The sequence below is a fragment of the Lysobacter sp. 05T417 genome (genome assembly GCF_056396405.1).
This window is the reverse complement of record NZ_JBFTLK010000007.1, coordinates 1-17,762: the sequence shown is the minus strand read 5'-3', so window position 1 is coordinate 17,762 and position 17,762 is coordinate 1. Positions and strand designations below refer to the sequence as shown.

The 17,762-nt window shown below is 67.6% G+C and carries 10 protein-coding genes and 1 pseudogene; 7 read left to right on the top strand and 4 right to left on the bottom strand.

What is annotated here, in order from left to right; translation table 11 throughout:
- Window positions 1-36 precede the first annotated feature (36 nt).
- A complete protein-coding gene (locus tag AC1DER_RS13640; protein ID WP_441815607.1) occupies window positions 37-1,119 on the bottom strand; it encodes a LysR family transcriptional regulator in 1,083 nt (360 codons plus the stop codon).
- A gap of 158 nt (window positions 1,120-1,277) precedes the next feature.
- Between AC1DER_RS13640 and AC1DER_RS13635 the strand changes: the two genes are divergently transcribed.
- The 6 genes from AC1DER_RS13635 (at window position 1,278) to folE (ending at window position 9,417) form a co-directional block, all read left to right on the top strand.
- Window positions 1,278-1,559, top strand: a complete 282-nt coding sequence (locus AC1DER_RS13635; protein ID WP_441815606.1) for a DUF2798 domain-containing protein — start codon at window positions 1,278-1,280, stop codon at window positions 1,557-1,559.
- A complete protein-coding gene (locus AC1DER_RS13630; RefSeq protein WP_477245020.1) occupies window positions 1,556-2,572 on the top strand; it encodes an SDR family NAD(P)-dependent oxidoreductase in 1,017 nt (338 codons plus the stop codon). The genes AC1DER_RS13635 and AC1DER_RS13630 overlap by 4 nt, the downstream gene beginning before the upstream one ends.
- Window positions 2,569-3,762: an efflux RND transporter periplasmic adaptor subunit gene (locus AC1DER_RS13625; RefSeq protein WP_477245022.1), complete on the top strand. Its 1,194-nt coding sequence runs from the start codon at window positions 2,569-2,571 to the stop codon at window positions 3,760-3,762. The genes AC1DER_RS13630 and AC1DER_RS13625 overlap by 4 nt, the downstream gene beginning before the upstream one ends.
- Before the next feature lie 113 nt (window positions 3,763-3,875).
- Window positions 3,876-7,046, top strand: a complete 3,171-nt coding sequence (locus tag AC1DER_RS13620; RefSeq protein WP_477245024.1) for an efflux RND transporter permease subunit — start codon at window positions 3,876-3,878, stop codon at window positions 7,044-7,046.
- The gene (locus tag AC1DER_RS13615; protein ID WP_477245026.1) at window positions 7,039-8,607 is read left to right on the top strand and encodes an efflux transporter outer membrane subunit; all 1,569 of its coding nucleotides are present in this window, start codon (window positions 7,039-7,041) and stop codon (window positions 8,605-8,607) included. The genes AC1DER_RS13620 and AC1DER_RS13615 overlap by 8 nt, the downstream gene beginning before the upstream one ends.
- A gap of 219 nt (window positions 8,608-8,826) precedes the next feature.
- A complete protein-coding gene (gene folE / locus AC1DER_RS13610) occupies window positions 8,827-9,417 on the top strand; it encodes a GTP cyclohydrolase I FolE (RefSeq protein WP_441815601.1) in 591 nt (196 codons plus the stop codon).
- 243 nt (window positions 9,418-9,660) lie between these two features.
- Here folE and AC1DER_RS13605 read toward each other — a convergent pair whose 3' ends face one another.
- The 3 genes from AC1DER_RS13605 to gltB all read right to left on the bottom strand — a co-directional run bounded on the left by AC1DER_RS13605 (window position 9,661) and on the right by gltB (window position 16,224).
- On the bottom strand, window positions 9,661-9,951 hold the full coding sequence (locus AC1DER_RS13605) for a GIY-YIG nuclease family protein (RefSeq protein ID WP_441815600.1): 291 nt from the start codon (window positions 9,949-9,951) through the stop codon (window positions 9,661-9,663).
- 310 nt (window positions 9,952-10,261) lie between these two features.
- The gene (locus AC1DER_RS13600; protein ID WP_477245034.1) at window positions 10,262-11,752 is read right to left on the bottom strand and encodes an FAD-dependent oxidoreductase; all 1,491 of its coding nucleotides are present in this window, start codon (window positions 11,750-11,752) and stop codon (window positions 10,262-10,264) included.
- Window positions 11,753-11,757: 5 nt separating this feature from the next.
- On the bottom strand, window positions 11,758-16,224 hold the full coding sequence (gltB, locus tag AC1DER_RS13595) for a glutamate synthase large subunit (protein WP_477245036.1): 4,467 nt from the start codon (window positions 16,222-16,224) through the stop codon (window positions 11,758-11,760).
- Window positions 16,225-16,696: 472 nt separating this feature from the next.
- Here gltB and AC1DER_RS13590 point away from each other — a divergent pair.
- Window positions 16,697-17,614: pseudogene (locus AC1DER_RS13590) on the top strand (TCR/Tet family MFS transporter); the annotation flags it as partial.
- Window positions 17,615-17,762: the final 148 nt, after the last annotated feature.

The window sequence follows — 17,762 nt, the reverse complement described above, 5'->3', positions numbered from 1 at the left end:
CTCCCCTCTCCCGCAAAGGGAGAGGGAACCTGGTTGCTACTCTTCCTCGTCGATCTCCGAACCCACCGGCTCCTGCAGCGGTTTCGGCTTGGACCTGGTCTTTGCCTTCGCCGCCGGCAGCCCGGCGACCTTCGCCAGTTCGGCGGTGATCGCCTCGGCCGCCGATTTCTCCGCGGCCTGGTAGCGCGCACGCACGTTCGGACACAGCACCTGCATGTAGTCGGCGTCGAAGTTGAGGCGTTCGACCAGGAAGTCGACAAACGCGCGCACCTTCGGCGACTGCACGCGGCCACGCGGGAACACCGCGTTGAACTCGTACTCCGGCCCGGTCCAGCCGGCCAGCACGCGCTGCACGTAGCCCTGCTCGGCATACGCCTTGACGGTGACGTCGCTGGCCAGCATCAGGCCTTCGCCGCACAGCAGGGCGCCGCTGAGCGGGGCGGGATCGTTGGCCAGCAGCACCGGATCGATGCGGTAGTCGACCGTGCGCGTGCCGTCGCTGAGCGGCCAGAAGTACTGGCCGTTGCGACGCGACTTCGGCATCGCCACCGTGCGGTGGTGGATCAGGTCGTCCGGATGCAGCGGTTCGCCGTGGCGGGCGATGTAATTCGGGCTGGCGTAAACCTGGGTACGGAACGTCGCCAGCTTGCGTGCGACCAGATTGGAATCGGGAAGGTTGCCCACGCGCAGTGCGACGTCGATTTCCTTGTCGATGATGTCCAGCGCTTCGTTGGTCAACACCATGTCGACCCGCACTTCCGGATGGCGCGCGTGGAACTCGCCCAGCAGCGGCGCGATCCAGGTGATGCCGACCGAATAGGGAGCCGTGAAGCGCAGCCAGCCGCGCGGGCCGCCCTGCAACTGGCCGACCGCGCTTTCTGCTTCATCGAGTTCGCGCGCGATGCGCTGGCAATGCTCGAAGTAGATGTTGCCGGCTTCGGTCAGGCCGAGTTTGCGGGTGGTCCGGTGCAGCAGCTGGGCGCCCAGGCGGGTCTCCAGTTCCTGGACCTTGCGGCTGACGGTGGTCTTGGGCAGCTGCAGGGCGCGGGCAGCGGAGATGAAGCTGCCGTGCTCGACCACCCTTACGAAGATCAGGGTGTCGTTGAGATCGCGGGCCATGGCGGGGGCTCCTGGGTAGCGCGTCGGGGGAGACGGGGTGGTCCGGGGGGTTTGGACCGATCACGGGACAATTATTCCCTCAATTGCCGGCTAATCAAGTGCCGGTCGGAGGCCTACTCTGTCCCGCAGATCCCCCCCAATCCCCCCTGGCAGCCATCATGCTCACCCCCCGCCAAGCCCGTTACGCCTTCCTGCCGCTGATGCTGGTCGCCATGTCGGCGCTGATCGGCCTGGCCGTCCTCGTGGTCCAGCAAGGCCTGGCAGCGGGCCCGGACGAGTTCTGGATGCTGGCCTGGGTGCTCGCCTTCACCCTGGCCCTGCCGGCCGCGATGCTGGTCCTCCCGATCATCAGCTCCCTCCTGCAGCGCGCCACCCGTCGCGAAACCGTCCCGGTGACGGGAGAGAAAATCCCGCATTCGGGACATTGGAGCCGGATGTGAACTCTCCGTTCGCCCGTCCCGCCCAGCGGACATCGGCCCAGAAACCCTCGGCACAGCAGACGCCCGTCGTCGTCCTCGGTGCCACGGGTGGGGTCGGCCGCGGCGTGGTCGAGGCCGCGCTGGCGGCCGGCCGGCCGGTGATCGCGGTCGCCCGCGACAAGTCCGGACTGCAGTGCCTCAAGTCCCACCACCCCAAGGCCGACCTCAGCGTCGTCGCCGGTTCGATCAGCAGCGACGCCGACGGCGAGCGCCTGGCCAAGGCCCTGACCAAGCTCGGCCGGCCGATCGGCGGCGTGATCGCCGCTGTGTCGGGCAGCGCCAGCCGCGGCCGCCTGCTCGACCATCCCGCCGCCTACCTGCGCCAGCGCCTCGACGAGGACCTGCTGCCGCACCTGGCGGCGGCGCGTCACCTGCTGCCGCTGCTGGCCCAGGCCAACCGCGGCGGCACGTATGTGCTGATCGGCGGGCCCGGCGCGGAACAGCCGTGGGCCGGCTACGGCCATCGCTCGATCGCCACCGCCGCGTTGCGCATGCTCGCGCGCGTACTGCATGAAGAGGCCCGCAGCATCGGTGTGCGCGTGCAGTTGCTGTCGATCGACAGCCCGGTCAGCACCGAACTCAACCGCGAGCATGCATGTCCGCAATGGCCCAGTGCGATCGCCGTTGGCCAGCGCGCATTGGCCCTGGTCGAACCGCTGGGCACGCAGCTGGCGGCGCAAGCGGTGGTCCGTTACGCCGATGTGTTGCCGGGCGACGAGGCGGATGTCGATTCCGGCGTCGCTGATTCGATTACCTCACAGGCAAGCGAAGAAAGCGAAGTCGACGCGCAAGCCGATGCGCACGCGCAGGCCTACTCGCCCACCCAGACCCCCAAGGATCCTGACAACTGTCACGCAAGCGACGACGCACTACTGCCATCACGCTGTCTGCAGGATGCGCGCACGCTGCTCAGGAACCTGCTTTCACCCAATAACACCAATAACAACAAAGCGAACCAGGAACCCTCCCCATGACCCCCCGCAAAGCATTGGCCCGCTCCACCTCCGGAGTTCCCGTCCTCGCCCTTGCGGCGAGCCTCCTCGTTGCAGCGGTGATCAGCGCCTGCAGCAGCCAGGCAGAGCCGAGCGCGGCGATGCCGCCGCCGCCGGAAGTCAGCGTCGCCCAGGTACTGAGCAAGCAGGTCAGCGAGTGGGACGACTTCACCGGCCGCGTCACCGCGATCGAGACGGTCGATCTGCGCCCGCGTGTGTCCGGCTATGTCGAACGCGTCGCCTACCAGGAAGGCCAGGAAGTGAAGAAGGGCGATCTGCTGTTCGTGATCGACCAGCGTCGCTACAAGGCCCAGCTGGACCAGGCCCAGGCCGATCTCGAGCGCGCCCGCGCCGAGGCGCGCCTGGCCCAGACCCAGGACACGCGTGCGCAGACCCTGGTCGAGGCCAAGGCGATCTCGCGTGAAGAGTTCGAGACCCGTCGTGCCGCCACCACCCAGGGCAACGCGGCGGTGCGAGCGGCCGAAGCCGCCGTGGCCAACGCCCAGCTCGACCTGCAGTTCACCCAGGTGCGTTCGCCGATCAATGGCCGCGCCGGTCGTGCCGTGGTCACCGAGGGCAACCTTGCCCAGGCCGATACCACGCTGCTGACCACCGTGGTCTCGCAGGATCCGGTGTTCGTCTACTTCGAAGCCGACGAGCAGAGCTTCCTGCGTTACCAGGCGCTGGCCCGTGACGGCAAGCGTGCGCAGTCGCAGAACCCGGTGCGCGTGGGCCTGGCCAACGAGCAGGGCTACCCGCACGAAGGCACGGTCGACTTCACCGACAACCAGGTCGATGCCGCCACCGGCACCATCCGCGCCCGCGCCGTGCTGCACAACCCGGACCGCATCTTCACCCCGGGCCTGTTCGCACGCGTGCAGCTGGAAGGCAGCCGCAGCGTCAAGGCGATGCTGATCGACGAGAAGGCCATCCTCACCGACCAGGACCGCAAGTACGTCTACGTGCTCGGGCCGAAGAACGCCGCCACCCGCAAGGATGTCGTGCTCGGTCGCACCGTCGATGGACTGCGCGTGGTCGATTCGGGCCTGGCGCCGACCGACAAGGTGATCGTCCATGGCGTGCAGAAGGTGTTCTTCCCGGGCATGCCGGTGTCGCCGAAGCAGATCGCGATGGGCGCGGCTGCGCCCGAGATGAAAGTGGCGATGAAGTAACTCCCGCCCCTCCCCTGCGAGCGGGGGAGGGTGCAGACAACGTGACCCGTTTGGCGACGCTTTCTGGCGTCGCCCAGGAATTTGCGGCCTGAAGGCCGCATCAGGAACCCCTCATGGACTTTTCAAAGTTCTTCATCGACAGACCGATCTTCGCCGCCGTGCTGTCGATCGTGATCTTCGCCGCCGGCCTGATCGCCATACCTATCCTGCCGATCAGCGAGTACCCGGAAGTGGTGCCGCCGTCTGTGGTGGTGCGCACGGTCTATCCGGGCGCCAACCCCAAGGTGATCGCCGAGACCGTGGCCACGCCGCTGGAAGAAGCGATCAACGGCGTCGAGAACATGATGTACATCAAGTCGGTCGCCGGTTCCGATGGCGTGCTGCAGATGACCGTCACGTTCCGTCCGGGCACCGACGCCGACGATGCCGCCGTGCGCGTGCAGAACCGCGTCGCGCAGTCGCTCGCGCGCCTGCCCGAGGATGTGCGCCGGCAAGGCGTGACCACGCAGAAGCAGTCGCCGACCTTCCTGATGGTGGTGCACCTGACATCGCCTGACGGCAAGTACGACACGCTGTACCTGCGCAACTACGCCCGCCTGCACGTCAAGGACGCGCTCGCACGCATCCAGGGCGTGGGCGACGCGCAGGTGTTCGGCGGCGGCGACTACGCCATGCGCGCCTGGCTCGACCCCGACAAGATCGCTTCGCGCGGCCTCACCGCCGGCGACGTGGTCCGTGCGATGCGCGAACAGAACGTGCAGGTATCGGCCGGCCAGCTCGGCGCCGAACCGATGCCGAGCAGCGACTTCCTGACCCTGATCAATGCCCAGGGCCGCCTGCGCAGCGTCGAGGAGTTCGGCAACATCGTGCTCAAGAGCGGTGAGGGCGGCGAGATCGTGCGCCTGTCCGATGTCGCACGCGTCGAGCTTGGCGCCGGCGACTACACGCTGCGTTCGCAGCTGGACGGCAAGAGCGCGGTCGGCATCGGCATCTTCCAGGCTCCGGGCGCCAATGCGCTCGAGATCCAGGAAAAGGTCATCGCCACCATGGACGAGATGACCAAGCAGTTCCCGGCCGGCGTCAAGTACGAGGCCGTGTACGACACCACCATCTTCGTGCGCGACTCGATCAAGGCCGTGGTCACCACGCTGCTGGAAGCCATCGCCCTGGTGGTGCTGGTGGTGATCCTGTTCCTGCAGACCTGGCGCGCCTCGATCATTCCGCTGATCGCCGTGCCGGTGTCGGTGGTGGGCACGTTTGCCGCGCTGTACCTGCTCGGATTCTCGATCAATACCTTGAGCCTGTTCGGCCTGGTGCTCGCCATCGGCATCGTGGTGGACGACGCGATCGTGGTGGTGGAGAACGTCGAACGCAACATCGAGGAAGGCCTGTCGCCGATGGATGCGGCGCACCAGGCGATGAAGGAAGTGTCCGGGCCGATCGTGGCGATCGCGCTGGTGCTGTGCGCGGTGTTCGTGCCGATGGCGTTCCTGTCGGGCGTGACCGGCCAGTTCTACAAGCAGTTCGCGGTGACCATCGCCATCTCGACGGTGATCTCGGCGATCAACTCGCTGACCCTGTCGCCGGCGCTGGCCGCGCGCCTGCTCAAGCCGCATGACGCCGCCAAGGACGCACCGTCGCGCCTGATCGACCGCGCCTTCGGCTGGCTGTTCCGTCCGTTCAACCGTTTCTTCAACTCCAGCTCGCAGAAGTACCAGGGCGCGGTCTCGCGCACGCTGGGCCGCCGCGGCACGGTGTTTGCGGTATACGCGGTGCTGCTGGTTGCCACCGGCCTGATGTTCAAGATCGTCCCGGCCGGCTTCATCCCGATCCAGGACAAGCTGTACCTGATCGCCGGCGTGAAGCTTCCGGAAGGCTCGTCCATTGCCCGCACCGATGCGCTGCTGAAGAAGGTCAGCGACATCGCCATGAGCACCGACGGCGTGGCGCATTCGATCGCGTTCCCGGGCCTGAATGCCCTGCAGTTCACCAACACGCCCAACACCGGCGTGGCGTTCTTCCCGCTCAAGCCGTTCAGCGAGCGCAATGGACGCACTGCCGAGCAGATCAACGCCGAGATCAACCAGAAGATCGCCGGGCTGCAGGAAGGTTTCACCTTCTCGTTCATGCCGCCGCCGATCCTCGGCCTCGGCAACGGTTCGGGCTACCAGATGTTCATCGAGGACCGTGGCAACCTCGGCTACGGCGCGCTGCAGAACGCGGTGAATGCGTTCCAGGGCGCGGTCGCGCAGACGCCTGGCATGGGCTTCCCGATCAGCAGCTACCAGGCCAACGTGCCGCAGCTCGACGCCGAAGTCGATCGCGTCAAGGCCAAGGCCCAGGGCGTGCCGCTGACGGAGTTGTTCGACACGCTGCAGACCTACCTGGGCTCGGCCTACGTCAACGACTTCAACCAGTTCGGCCGCACCTGGCAGGTGATCGCACAGGCGGACGGTTCCTACCGCGACAGCGTCGAGGACATCGCCAACCTGCGTACCCGCAACGACCGTGGCGAGATGGTGCCGATTGGTTCGATGGTGACGATCAAGCAGACCTACGGCCCCGACCCGGTGCTGCGCTACAACGGTTATCCGGCGGCCGACCTGGCCGGCGAAGCCGATCCGCGCATGCTGTCGTCGGCACAGGCCATGGGCCAGCTGGAAGGCATCGCCGCCAAGGTGCTGCCCAACGGCATGAGCCTGGAATGGACCGACCTGAGCTTCCAGCAGGCCACCCAGGGCAATGCCGCACTCGTCGTGTTCCCGCTCGCCATCCTGCTCGCCTTCCTCGTGCTGGCCGCGCTGTATGAAAGCTGGACGCTGCCGCTGGCGGTGATCCTGATCGTGCCGATGTGCATGCTCTCGGCCCTGGCCGGCGTGTGGCTCACCGGTGGCGACAACAACGTGTTCGTGCAGGTCGGCCTGGTCGTGCTGATGGGCCTGGCGTGCAAGAACGCGATCCTGATCGTCGAGTTCGCCCGTGAGCTGGAGATGCAGGGCAAGAGCATCGTCGAAGCCGCGCTGGAAGCCTGCCGCCTGCGTCTGCGCCCGATCGTGATGACCTCCATCGCCTTCATCGCCGGCACCGTGCCGCTGGTGCTCTCGCACGGCGCTGGCGCCGAGGTCCGCTCGGCCACCGGCATCACCGTGTTCGCCGGCATGCTCGGCGTGACCCTGTTCGGTCTGTTCTTGACCCCGGTGTTCTACGTCGCCCTGCGCAAGATGGTGAGCAAGACGCCGAAGTGGGTGAACGAGCAGAGCTCGATGGGGAAGGCACATGCGTAAGCCTTCCATCATCGCGCCCATTGGCTACGAGGATTCCATCGTGCAAGAACCGCAAACACACGCAATGAACGCCCGTTCGGTGGCCAGGGTGCTGGTTCCCTCGCTGTTGGCGCTCGCGCTTGCCGCGTGCGCGGTCGGCCCGGACTATGTGCGTCCGGATGTGCCGACGCCGGCAACGTTCAGCCGCGACGAAGGCGCGCCGGCTGCGGACACCACCACGGCCGCCGGCGGCACCGCCGCCGTGGCCGGGGAGGCGACGCCGCAGGCCAGCGCCGAGTTCTGGACCAGCTTCAACGACCCGCTGCTGACGCGGCTGGTCGAGGAATCGCTGACCGCCAACCACGACCTGCGCATCGCACTGGCCAGCTACGACCGCGCCAATGCGCTCCTGCGCAACGCCAAGCTCGATCGCTTCCCGACCGTCACCGCCAGCGCCACGGCGGCCGATTCGCGTTCCAGCGCCGACCAGGCGCCGGGCGTGAACCGCAACGATCGCGATGGCGAGAGCTACGGTGTGCAGGCAGATGCCAGCTGGGAACTCGATCTGTTCGGTCGCGTCCGTCGCAACGTCGAGTCGCAGCGTGCCGAGGCCTGGGCGACGGCGTCCGACCTCGACGCGCTGCAGGTCGCCATCGTCGGTGAAGTCGCACGGACCTACGTCGAGATGCGCGGCCTGCAGGAGCGCCTGCGCGTTGCCCGCGACAACTCCGAGAACCAGCGCGAGACCCTGCGCCTGGTGCAGGCGCGCTTCGACGCCGGCCGCGGCACCGAGTTCGACACCTCGCGTGCACGCGCCCAGCTCGAATCGACGCTGTCGCGCGTGCCGAACCTGGAAGCGCAGGTGGCAGTGAGCATGCATCGGCTGGCGGTGCTGTCCGGCAAGACGCCGGAAGCGCTGATTGCCGACCTGACGCCGCAACAGCCCCTGCCCAACCTGCCGGCGCGGCTCGACCCTGGCACGCCGGGCGAGTTGCTGCGCAACCGTCCGGACGTGATCGCGGCCGAACACCGCCTGCATGCGACCACGGCCAAGATCGGCGTGGCCACGGCCGACCTGTTCCCGCGCTTCACCCTGTTCGGGCTGATTGGCAGCCAGGCGATCGACAGCGGCGCGTTGTTCGAACGCGACAGCGAGACCCGCCTGATCGGGCTGGGCATCGACTGGTCGTTCCTCGACATCGGCCGTGTGCGCGCGCGCATTGCCGCCGCCGATGCCGACGCGGCCGGCGACCTGGCGCGCTACGAGCAGGCCGTGCTGCTGGCGCTGGAAGACACCGAGAACGCACTGGTGCGCTACTCGCGCGCCCGCGTCGAGGACCAGCACCTGGAGCAGGCGGCGATCGACAGCGCGACCGCGGCACGCCTCGCGCGGGTCCGCTACGAAGCCGGTGCCGCCGACCTGTTCGAAGTGCTCGATGCCGAGCGCACCCAGCTGGTCGCCCAGGAAGCCTTTGCCGACGGCCGTACCCGCAGCGTCAGCGGTGCGGTCGCGCTGTACAAGGCGCTGGCCGGCGGTTGGCCGACCCGTGTGCCGCTGCGTGAGGACGTCGCCCGGCGCTGAGCAGCGCCACAACCTTTCCCCCATCCAACCCGACGGCCGGTGGCGGCACGCTTTCCCCCTCCCTCGAGCGTGGCGTCACCGGTTGTTCGGCGCGGATCAGACTTCGTCAGGCTCCTCGCAGCCTTTTCTTGCCGCAGGGGCACCATCCCGCCTTGCGGCATTTTTTTATCCTCTCCGCCCCGGTGGAGTAGCATTTGCGTCCCCCACAGGAGCCGCGCCATGGCCGACAACGACAAGCCGTCCCGCGAACAGGCCGAAGCGGCCGTGCGCACCCTGCTGCGCTGGGCTGGCGACGACCCGGCCCGCGAAGGCCTGCTCGACACGCCCAAGCGCGTGGCCAAGGCGTACACGGACTGGTTCAGCGGCTACGCCGAGGACCCGGCCGACTACCTCAAGCGCACCTTCGAGGAAGTCGAGGGCTACGACGAGATGATCGTGTTGCGCGACATCGAATTCGAGAGCCACTGCGAGCACCACATGGCGCCGATCATCGGCAAGGCGCACGTGGGCTATCTGCCGGACGGCAAGGTGGTGGGCATCAGCAAGCTGGCACGCGTGGTCGAAACCTATGCGCGGCGGTTGCAGGTGCAGGAGAAGATGACTGCACAGATCGCCCAGGTGATCCAGGAAGTGCTGCAGCCGCGCGGCGTCGGCGTGGTGATCGAAGGCGCACACGAGTGCATGACCACGCGCGGCGTGCACAAGCGCGGCGTGAGCATGATCACCTCGAAGATGCTCGGCACCTTCCGCGAGGATGCGCGGACGCGCGCGGAGTTCCTGCGCTTTATTGATGTGGGGCCGGGGCGGTAATCCTTCGACTCCGCTACGCTTCCTTCGACTCCGCTGCGCTACGCTTCCTTCGACTCCGCTGCGCTACGCTTCCTTCGACTCCGCTGCGCTACGCTCAGGACGAACGGAACCGGGAAAACCACCGTTCGTCCTGAGCGTAGGCGCGCAGCGCCGAAGTCGAAGGAAGCGTAGGCGCGCAGCGCCGAAGTCGAAGGAAGCGTAGGCGCGCAGCGCCGAAGTCGAAGGAAGCCAGGTCCTGCCTCCTCACCGCTCGTGCCGATGCTTTCCCCGCGCAAGTCGACTGATCCTGGACCAGTCACCCTCGGTCAGCGCCTGTTTTTTCGCGCGACTCCAGCCCTTGATCTGTCGCTCAGCCACCAGCGCCTCTTCCCTGGTCGGAAACTCCTGCGAGAAGACCAGCTCGACCGGCCGACGGTCGCGCGTATAGCAGGGGTGCTGTCCGGCGTGGTGCTGATCAAGACGCCGCTCGATGTCATCGGTGTGGCCGAGGTAGAAGCTGCCATCGGCGCAGCGAAGCATATACATCCAGAACATGCGCTCCTCCTTGAGCGTGGCGAACTGTTGTCCTTCGACTTCGGCGCTCCGCGCCTACGCTTCCTTCGACTCCGGCGCTCCGCGCCTACGCTTCCTTCGACTTCGGCGCTCCGCGCCTACGCTTCCTTCGACTTCGGCGCTCCGCGCCTACGCTCAGGACGAACGGTTGTTCTGGGTTCGACGATGTCCCCGTTCGTCCTGAGCGTAGCGCAGCGGAGTCGAAGGAAGCGTAGCGCAGCGGAGTCGAAGGAAGCGTAGCGCAGCGGAGTCGAAGGGCCGATAGGTCCGCACCGCATCAGCAACCGGGCCCTCACCCCAGCAGCAATCGCACGATCCCCGCAGCCGCTTCCCTTCCCTCATACGCCGCCGTCACCACCAGGTCCGCGCCGCGCACACTGTCGCCGCCTGCGAACACGCGGGCATTGGCTGTCTGGAAGGGCAGCCTCGCTTCACCGGAGACTTTCCGCCGCGAACCGCAGCCCGAAGCCGCAGGCTGCACGCGGATCCGCCCATTGCCTTCCAGCTCGATCCCATGCGCCGATAGCCATTGCGGCGGATCGGGCTGGAAGCCGAAGGCGATGATCACCACGTCCGCCGCCAGCACCGATTCGCTGCCTTCGACGATCTCCGCGTTGCGACGGCCCTGCGCGTCCGGCGCGCTGAGCTGCGTCTCGGCCACGCGCACGCCTGTGACGTCACCATCCTCGCCGAGCAACGCCAGCGGTTGCCGGTTGAACAGGAACTGCACGCCTTCCTCGCGGGCGTTGGCCACTTCGCGCGCCGAGCCGGGCATGTTGGCTTCGTCGCGACGATAGGCGCAGGTCACGCGCGATGCGCCCAGGCGCACCGCACTGCGCACGCAGTCCATGCCGGTGTCGCCGCCGCCGAGCACGACCACGCGCTTGCCGTGCAGGTCGGGCAGGGCGACGTGGTCTTCCCAGCCGGCGATCGGCTTGCCGTCCACTTCGTCCTCGCCATGCACCAGGCGCCCGTTCTGCACCAGGAACGGCAATGCCGGCAGGACGTTGCGCAGATCCTGCCCCGGTAGGCCGCCGTCGGTGTAGCGATAGCTGCCCAGGCCGAGGAACACCGCGTCGAAGTCCGCCAGCAGGGTGTCGAGGCCGATGTCGCGCCCGATCTCGACGCCGAGGCGGAACGTCACGCCCATGCCTTCGAGTACGTCGCGGCGCGTGGCCATCACCGACTTGTCGAGCTTGAAACTGGGGATGCCGAAGTGCAGCAGTCCGCCGATCTGCTCATAGCGGTCGAACACCGTGGCTTCGATGCCGGCGCGGGCCAGCCGGTCGGCGCATGACAGTCCCGCCGGGCCGGCGCCGACCACCGCCACCCGCTTGCCGGTGGCGACGACGCGCGACAGGTCCGGGCGCCAGCCATCGGCAAGCGCACGATCGGCGATGTACTTCTCCACTGCGCCAATCGTGACCGCACCAAAGCCGTCGTTGAGCGTGCAGCTGCCTTCGCACAACCTGTCCTGCGGACAAACGCGTCCGCACACTTCCGGCAGCGGGTTGGTCTCGTGCGCGAGCGCGGCCGCCTCGTGGATGCGGCCTTCGCGGGCGAGTTCGAGCCAGTTCGGGATGTAGTTGTGCAGCGGGCACTTCCACGCGCAGTACGGGTTGCCGCAGTCGAGGCACCGGCTGGCCTGGTGCTTGGCTTCGGCTTCACCGAAGCGGCCGTAGAGCTCGTTCCAGTCGCCACCCTGGCGCAGCTCGAGCGGGATCCGCGCCGGCATCTGCCGGGGCGTCTCGCGAAAGGCAAACACGGGCTTCTTTGCGTCCATCTTGCTCACGCTGCCCTCCTGAGGTTTTCCGCCAGCGACTCCAGGCTCGCCGCCTTCGGCTTCACCAGCCAGAATTTGCCGAGGTAGTCGCGCATCTCGTCGAGGATGCGCTGCGCCCAGACGCTGCCGGTCAGGCGGATATGCGCCTCGAGCAGTTCGCGCAGGTGCGAGCGGTGGTTCTCGAAACCGTCGGCGGCGATGCGCAGGATGTCGATCAGTTCGTGGTTGTAGCGGTCGACGAAATCGCGCTCGGTGTCGAGCACGTAGGCCATGCCGCCGGTGAAGCCGGCACCGAAGTTGAGACCGGTTCGGCCGAGCACGGCGACCACGCCACCGGTCATGTACTCGCAACAGTGGTCACCCGCGCCTTCGACGACGGCGGTAGCGCCGGAGTTGCGCACTGCGAAGCGCTCGCCGGCGCGTCCCGCGGCATACAGCTCGCCACCGGTGGCGCCGTAGAGGCAGGTGTTGCCGAGGATTGGCGTCTCGTGGGCGACATAGCGCGCACCCTGCGGGGGGCGGATCACGATGCGGCCGCCGGCCATGCCCTTGCCGACGTAGTCGTTGGCTTCGCCATTGAGTTCGAAGTGCAGGCCACCGGCATTGAACGCGCCGAAGCTCTGGCCCGCAGTGCCGTCGAAGCGCAGCGTCAGCGGCGTGTCGCTCATGCCGCGGTCGCCATGCACGCGAGCAATACGCCCGGACAGCCGCGCGCCGATGCTGCGGTCTGTGTTGCGGATGGCATGGCGATACTCGCCACCCAGCTTGCGGTCGATGGCATCGGCCAGCTCGGCATCGAGCCTTGCGGCCAGGCCGGTCGGATCCGCCGCCGGTTGCGGCGCGCCGCAATGGCCGCCATGGGCGAGGCCGCTGCCGGCCAGCAGCGGCGCGAGATCGAGCCCGTGCTGGCGGTCGCTCTCGCCTTCCACCTGGCGCAACAGATCCGTGCGGCCTACCAGCTCGCCGAGCGTGCGCACGCCCAGCTGTGCCAGCCACAGCCGCACTTCCTCGGCGAGCAGGCGGAAGAAGTTCTCGACGCGCTCGGGCAGCCCGGTGAAGTGATCGCGCCGCAGCGCATCGTCCTGCGTGGCCACACCGGTGGCGCAGTTGTTGAGGTGGCAGATGCGCAGGTACTTGCAGCCCAGCGCGATCATCGGCGCGGTGCCGAAGCCGAAGGTCTCCGCACCAAGCAGCGCGGCCTTGATCACGTCCAGGCCGCTCTTGAGGCCGCCGTCGGTCTGCAGGATCACGCGCTCGCGCAGGTCGTTGGCAATCAATGCCTGGCGCGCTTCCGACAGGCCCAGTTCCCACGGCGTGCCGGCATAGCGGATCGACGACAGCGGGCTGGCGCCGGTGCCGCCATCGTGGCCGGAGATGGTGACGAGATCGGCACCGGCCTTGGCCACGCCCGTCGCGATCGTGCCGACGCCGGCGTGCGAGACCAGCTTCACCGACACCAGCGCCTTCGGGTTGACCTGCTTGAGGTCGAAGATCAGCTGCGCCAGGTCTTCGATCGAATAGATGTCGTGGTGCGGCGGCGGCGAGATCAGGCCGATGCCGGGCATTGCGTAGCGCAACCGCGCGATCAGCTCGTTGACCTTGTGGCCCGGCAGCTGGCCGCCTTCGCCGGGCTTGGCGCCCTGGGCGATCTTGATCTGCAGGACCTCGGCATTGACCAGGTACTCGGGCGTGACACCGAAGCGGCCCGAGGCGATCTGCTTGATCTTGCTGACCTTGTCGGTGCCGTAGCGGACCGGGTCTTCGCCGCCTTCGCCGGAGTTGCTGCGGCCACCGAGGCGGTTCATCGCGATCGCCAGCGCCTCGTGCGCCTCGGGCGACAGCGCGCCCAGGCTCATCGCCGCCGAATCGAAGCGGCGCACGATCGACGACACCGGTTCGACTTCATCGAGCGGAATGGGTGTCGCCGCCGATACATCGACGTCGAGCAGGTCGCGCAGCGCCGCGGTCTGGCGCTCGTTCACCGCCTCGGCATAGCGCTGCCAGTCGCTCCATTCGCCGGTGGCGACCGCGCGCTGCAGGCGCACGACCACGTCGGGATTGAACAGGTGGTACTCGCCACCGGGCGTGTACTTGAGCAGGCCGCCGATGGCGGGCAGGGCATTGGCGTTCCAGGCGTGGTCGGCCAATTGCACTGCATCGGCATGCAGGTCGTCGAAACCGGCGCCGCCGATGCGCGAAGGCGTGCCGGCGAAGCACAGGTCGACCACGTCGCGATCCAGGCCGACGATCTCGAACAGGCGCGCACCGCGGTAGCTGCCGATGGTGCTGATGCCCATCTTCGAGATGATCTTGAGCAGGCCCTTCTTGATGCCGCGACGGTAGCTGCGGCCGATCTGCGCGACTTCGCCGTGCTTGGTCTTGAGGATGCCGCGCACGCCCAGGTCGTGCAGGGTCTGGTAGGCGAGGTACGGGTACACCGCGGTCGCGCCGAAGCCGAGCAGGCAGGCGAAATGGTGCGGGTCGCGTGCGGTGCCGGTCTCGATGATCAGGTTCGATTCGCAGCGGATGCCGGCGCGCGCCAGGTGCTGGTGGACCGCGCCGGTGGCGAGCAGGGCGTGCGCCATCAGGCGGTCGGGCTGCGGGTAGCGGTCGCTGAGCACCAGCAACACCTTGCCGGCGCGCGTGGCCGCTTCGGCTTCGGCGCAGATGCGCTCGAGCGCGGCCTTGAGGCCTTCCGCCGGCGCGTAATGCAGGTGGATCAGCGCATGGGACTGATCGTACGGGGCCATCGCCAGCAGCTGGCGGAGCTTGCGCTGCGACAGCACCGGCGAATTGAGATGGACGTGGCCGACATTGGCCGGGCCGTCGGCGAAGACGTTGCCCTCGCGACCCAGCTGCGTCGCCAGCGACATCACGCAGTCCTCGCGCAATGGATCGATTGGCGGGTTGGTGACCTGGGCGAAGGCCTGGCGGAACTGGTCGTAGAGCGGCCGCACCTGCTGGCTCAGGACGGCCATCGGCACGTCGTCGCCCATCGAGCCGATGCCTTCCTGCTCGGTCTCGGCGAGCGGACGCAGCACCTGCTCGCGCTCCTCGCGGGTCAGCTGAAACAACTTTTGAAACGTCGAAAGCGTTTCCGCATCGAACGGCTCGGCGGCCAGCTGCGGATCGATCAGCTCGGTCTGCAGGTAGGTCATGCCCTGCTTGAGCCAGCGCTTGTACGGCGCGCGCGCGCGGTTGATGCGGTCGATCGCGTCGGAGTCGAGCAGCTCGCCCAGGTACAGGTCGGCGGCGATCATCTCGCCCGGGCCGAGCTTGCCCTTGGCCTCGATCTCCTCGGCCGGCATCTCCCACACGCCGGCTTCGGAGGCGATCAGGAAGTGGCGGTCGCGCGTGCGCAGCCAACGTGCCGGGCGCAGGCCGTTGCGGTCGAGCGTGCAGGCGGCATAGCGGCCGTCGACGGTGACGATGCCGGCCGGGCCGTCCCACGGCTCGGTGTTGAGCGCGTAGTACTCATAGAACGCGGCGAGGTCGGCGTCCTTGTATTCAAGCGACTGCGTGGCCGGCGGGATCAGGATCCGCATCGCCTTGAGCAGGTCCATGCCGCCGGCCTGGAGCAGCTCGAGCATGTTGTCGAGCGACTGCGAATCGGAGCCGTCGGTGGAGATGACCGGATCGAACTCGGTCAGGTCCAGCGCCGGCGTGTGCCAGGCATGCACGCGTGCCTGCGCCCAGGCGCGGTTGCCGGCGATGGTGTTGATCTCGCCGTTGTGCGCCAGCAGCCGGAACGGCTGCGCCAGCGGCCAGCGCGGCGTGGTGTTGGTGGAGAAGCGCTGGTGGAACACCACCACGCTCGCGGCCAGGTCGGCGCGCTGCAGGTCCGGATACAACTGGGCGAGGCGATCGGGCAGGACCATGCCCTTGTAGCCGATGCTCGCCGCCGACAGGCTGACCACGTAGAAGTCGGCGAGATCGCGCAGCGCCTGCTCGGCGCGGCGGCGGGCGAGGAACAGCGAGCGCTGGAAGATGCCGGCGTCGAACGCGCCGGCCGGACGCACGAAGACCTGCTCGATGCAGGGCATCGTGCGCTTGGCCAGTTCGCCGCAGGCGCTGAGGTCCACCGGGACCACGCGCCAGCCAGCGACGTCGACGCGTTCGCGCTGCAGCTGTGCATTGAGTGTGTCGCGCGCGCGCGCGGCGTCGGCTTCGTCGTGCGGCAGGAACACCAGGCCGGAGGCGTAGTGCGGGCCGAGCGTGATGCCGGCTTCGCGCGCGAGCGAGCGCAGGAAGATATCGGGCTGGCGGATCAGCAGGCCGCAGCCGTCGCCGCTGAGGCCGTCGGCAGCGATGCCGCCGCGATGGGTCATGCGTACCAGGGCGTCGATCGCGCGGTCGACGATGGCGCGGCTGGGCGCGTCGTCGAGCTGTGCGATCAGGCCAAAACCACAGGCGTCCCGCTCGTCGCGGGGGTCGTAAAGACCGACAGGGCCGGTGCGGTACTGCTGCTCCATCGTTACTCCGTCGTCGCTGTCGTGCAGCGCGTTGTGCGGCTTGAAATCGTTGGACAACGAAACCTGGCTCGCAGGGACGGGGCATGACGGTCCGCTCGCGCGGTCCGACCTGCCTGATGCCCTGGTTCAACCGAATAAAGCACAAATTGTGCGATGCGGCAATTTGCGCCGCAGGCTGTCCTGAGACCGTCACCAGATGCCATCCAAGTTGTTGATGTCATTGGCGAATGCGGGCGAAAATCGCAGCGTTTTGGTAACGATTGAAACCATTGCGAGCGGCGATGCGCGGCGGTGTCTGATGGACAACGCCGTCACGCATTTCGTAGCCCGTCCTTCCCGTCGTGGCCAGTCTTCCCGCGAAGGCGGGAACCCAGGGACGTTGCCTTCGGCTCCCCGGGCGCGCACGGATGCCAGCCAGGGTGGGCAGCCGCGATAAACTCCGATCATTCCCGACACGCCCTGCGGCCCATCCGTGACCGATACGACTCCTGCAAGCGGCGCGCGCCGTAGCGCCGCGCTCGCCTTCATTTTCGTCACCATCCTGATCGACGTACTTTCGTTCGGGCTGATCATCCCGGTGCTGCCGCACCTGATCGAGCAGTTCGCCGGCGGCGACACCGCGCACGCCGCCTACTGGGTGGCGGCGTTCGGCTTCCTGTTCGCGGCGATCCAGTTTGTGACCTCGCCGATCCAGGGCGCCCTGTCGGACCGCTTCGGCCGCCGCCCGGTGATCCTGATCTCGTGCCTGGGCCTGGGCCTGGACTTCGTCTTCATGGCGTTGGCGCCGTCGCTGGCGTGGCTGCTGGTGGGCCGCATCATTTCCGGCATCACCTCGGCCAGCTTCACCACCGCCAATGCCTATGTCGCCGACGTCACCCCGGCCGACAAGCGCGCCAAGAGCTACGGCCTGCTCGGCGCGGCGTTCGGCGTCGGCTTCATCGTCGGCCCGCTGATCGGCGGCCAGCTCGGCGAGATCGATCTGCGCCTGCCGTTCTGGTTCGCCGCGGGCCTGGCGCTGGTCAACTTCTGCTACGGCTGGTTCGTGCTGCCCGAGTCGCTGCCGAAGGAGAAGCGCAGCGCGCGTTTCGACTGGTCGCACGCCAATCCGCTCGGCTCGCTGGTGCTGCTCAAGCGTTACCCGCAGGTGTTCGGCCTGGCGGCGGTGGTGTTCATCGCCAACCTCGCCCACTACGTCTACCCGAGTGTGTTCGTGCTGTTCGCCGACTACCAGTACAAGTGGGGCCCGCGCGAGGTCAGCTACGTGCTGGCGATTGTGGGTGTGCTCAACGTGATCGTGCAGGCGGGCCTGGTCGGTCGGATCGTGCACGCGATCGGCGAACGCCGCGCGTTGATCATAGGCCTGTGCTTCGGCGCAGTCGGATTCGCGATCGCCTGAATTAAGCCGAGCCACGAAGTGGCTTCGGCTTGAATGAACTGTTAGGCAGCAAGCCCACGCGCCTAGGCTGCCACCGGAACGAAGATGCGATAAGCGAATCCTGCAGCGCCAAGTCCAAAGAACACAACCCTCCACCAGTAGC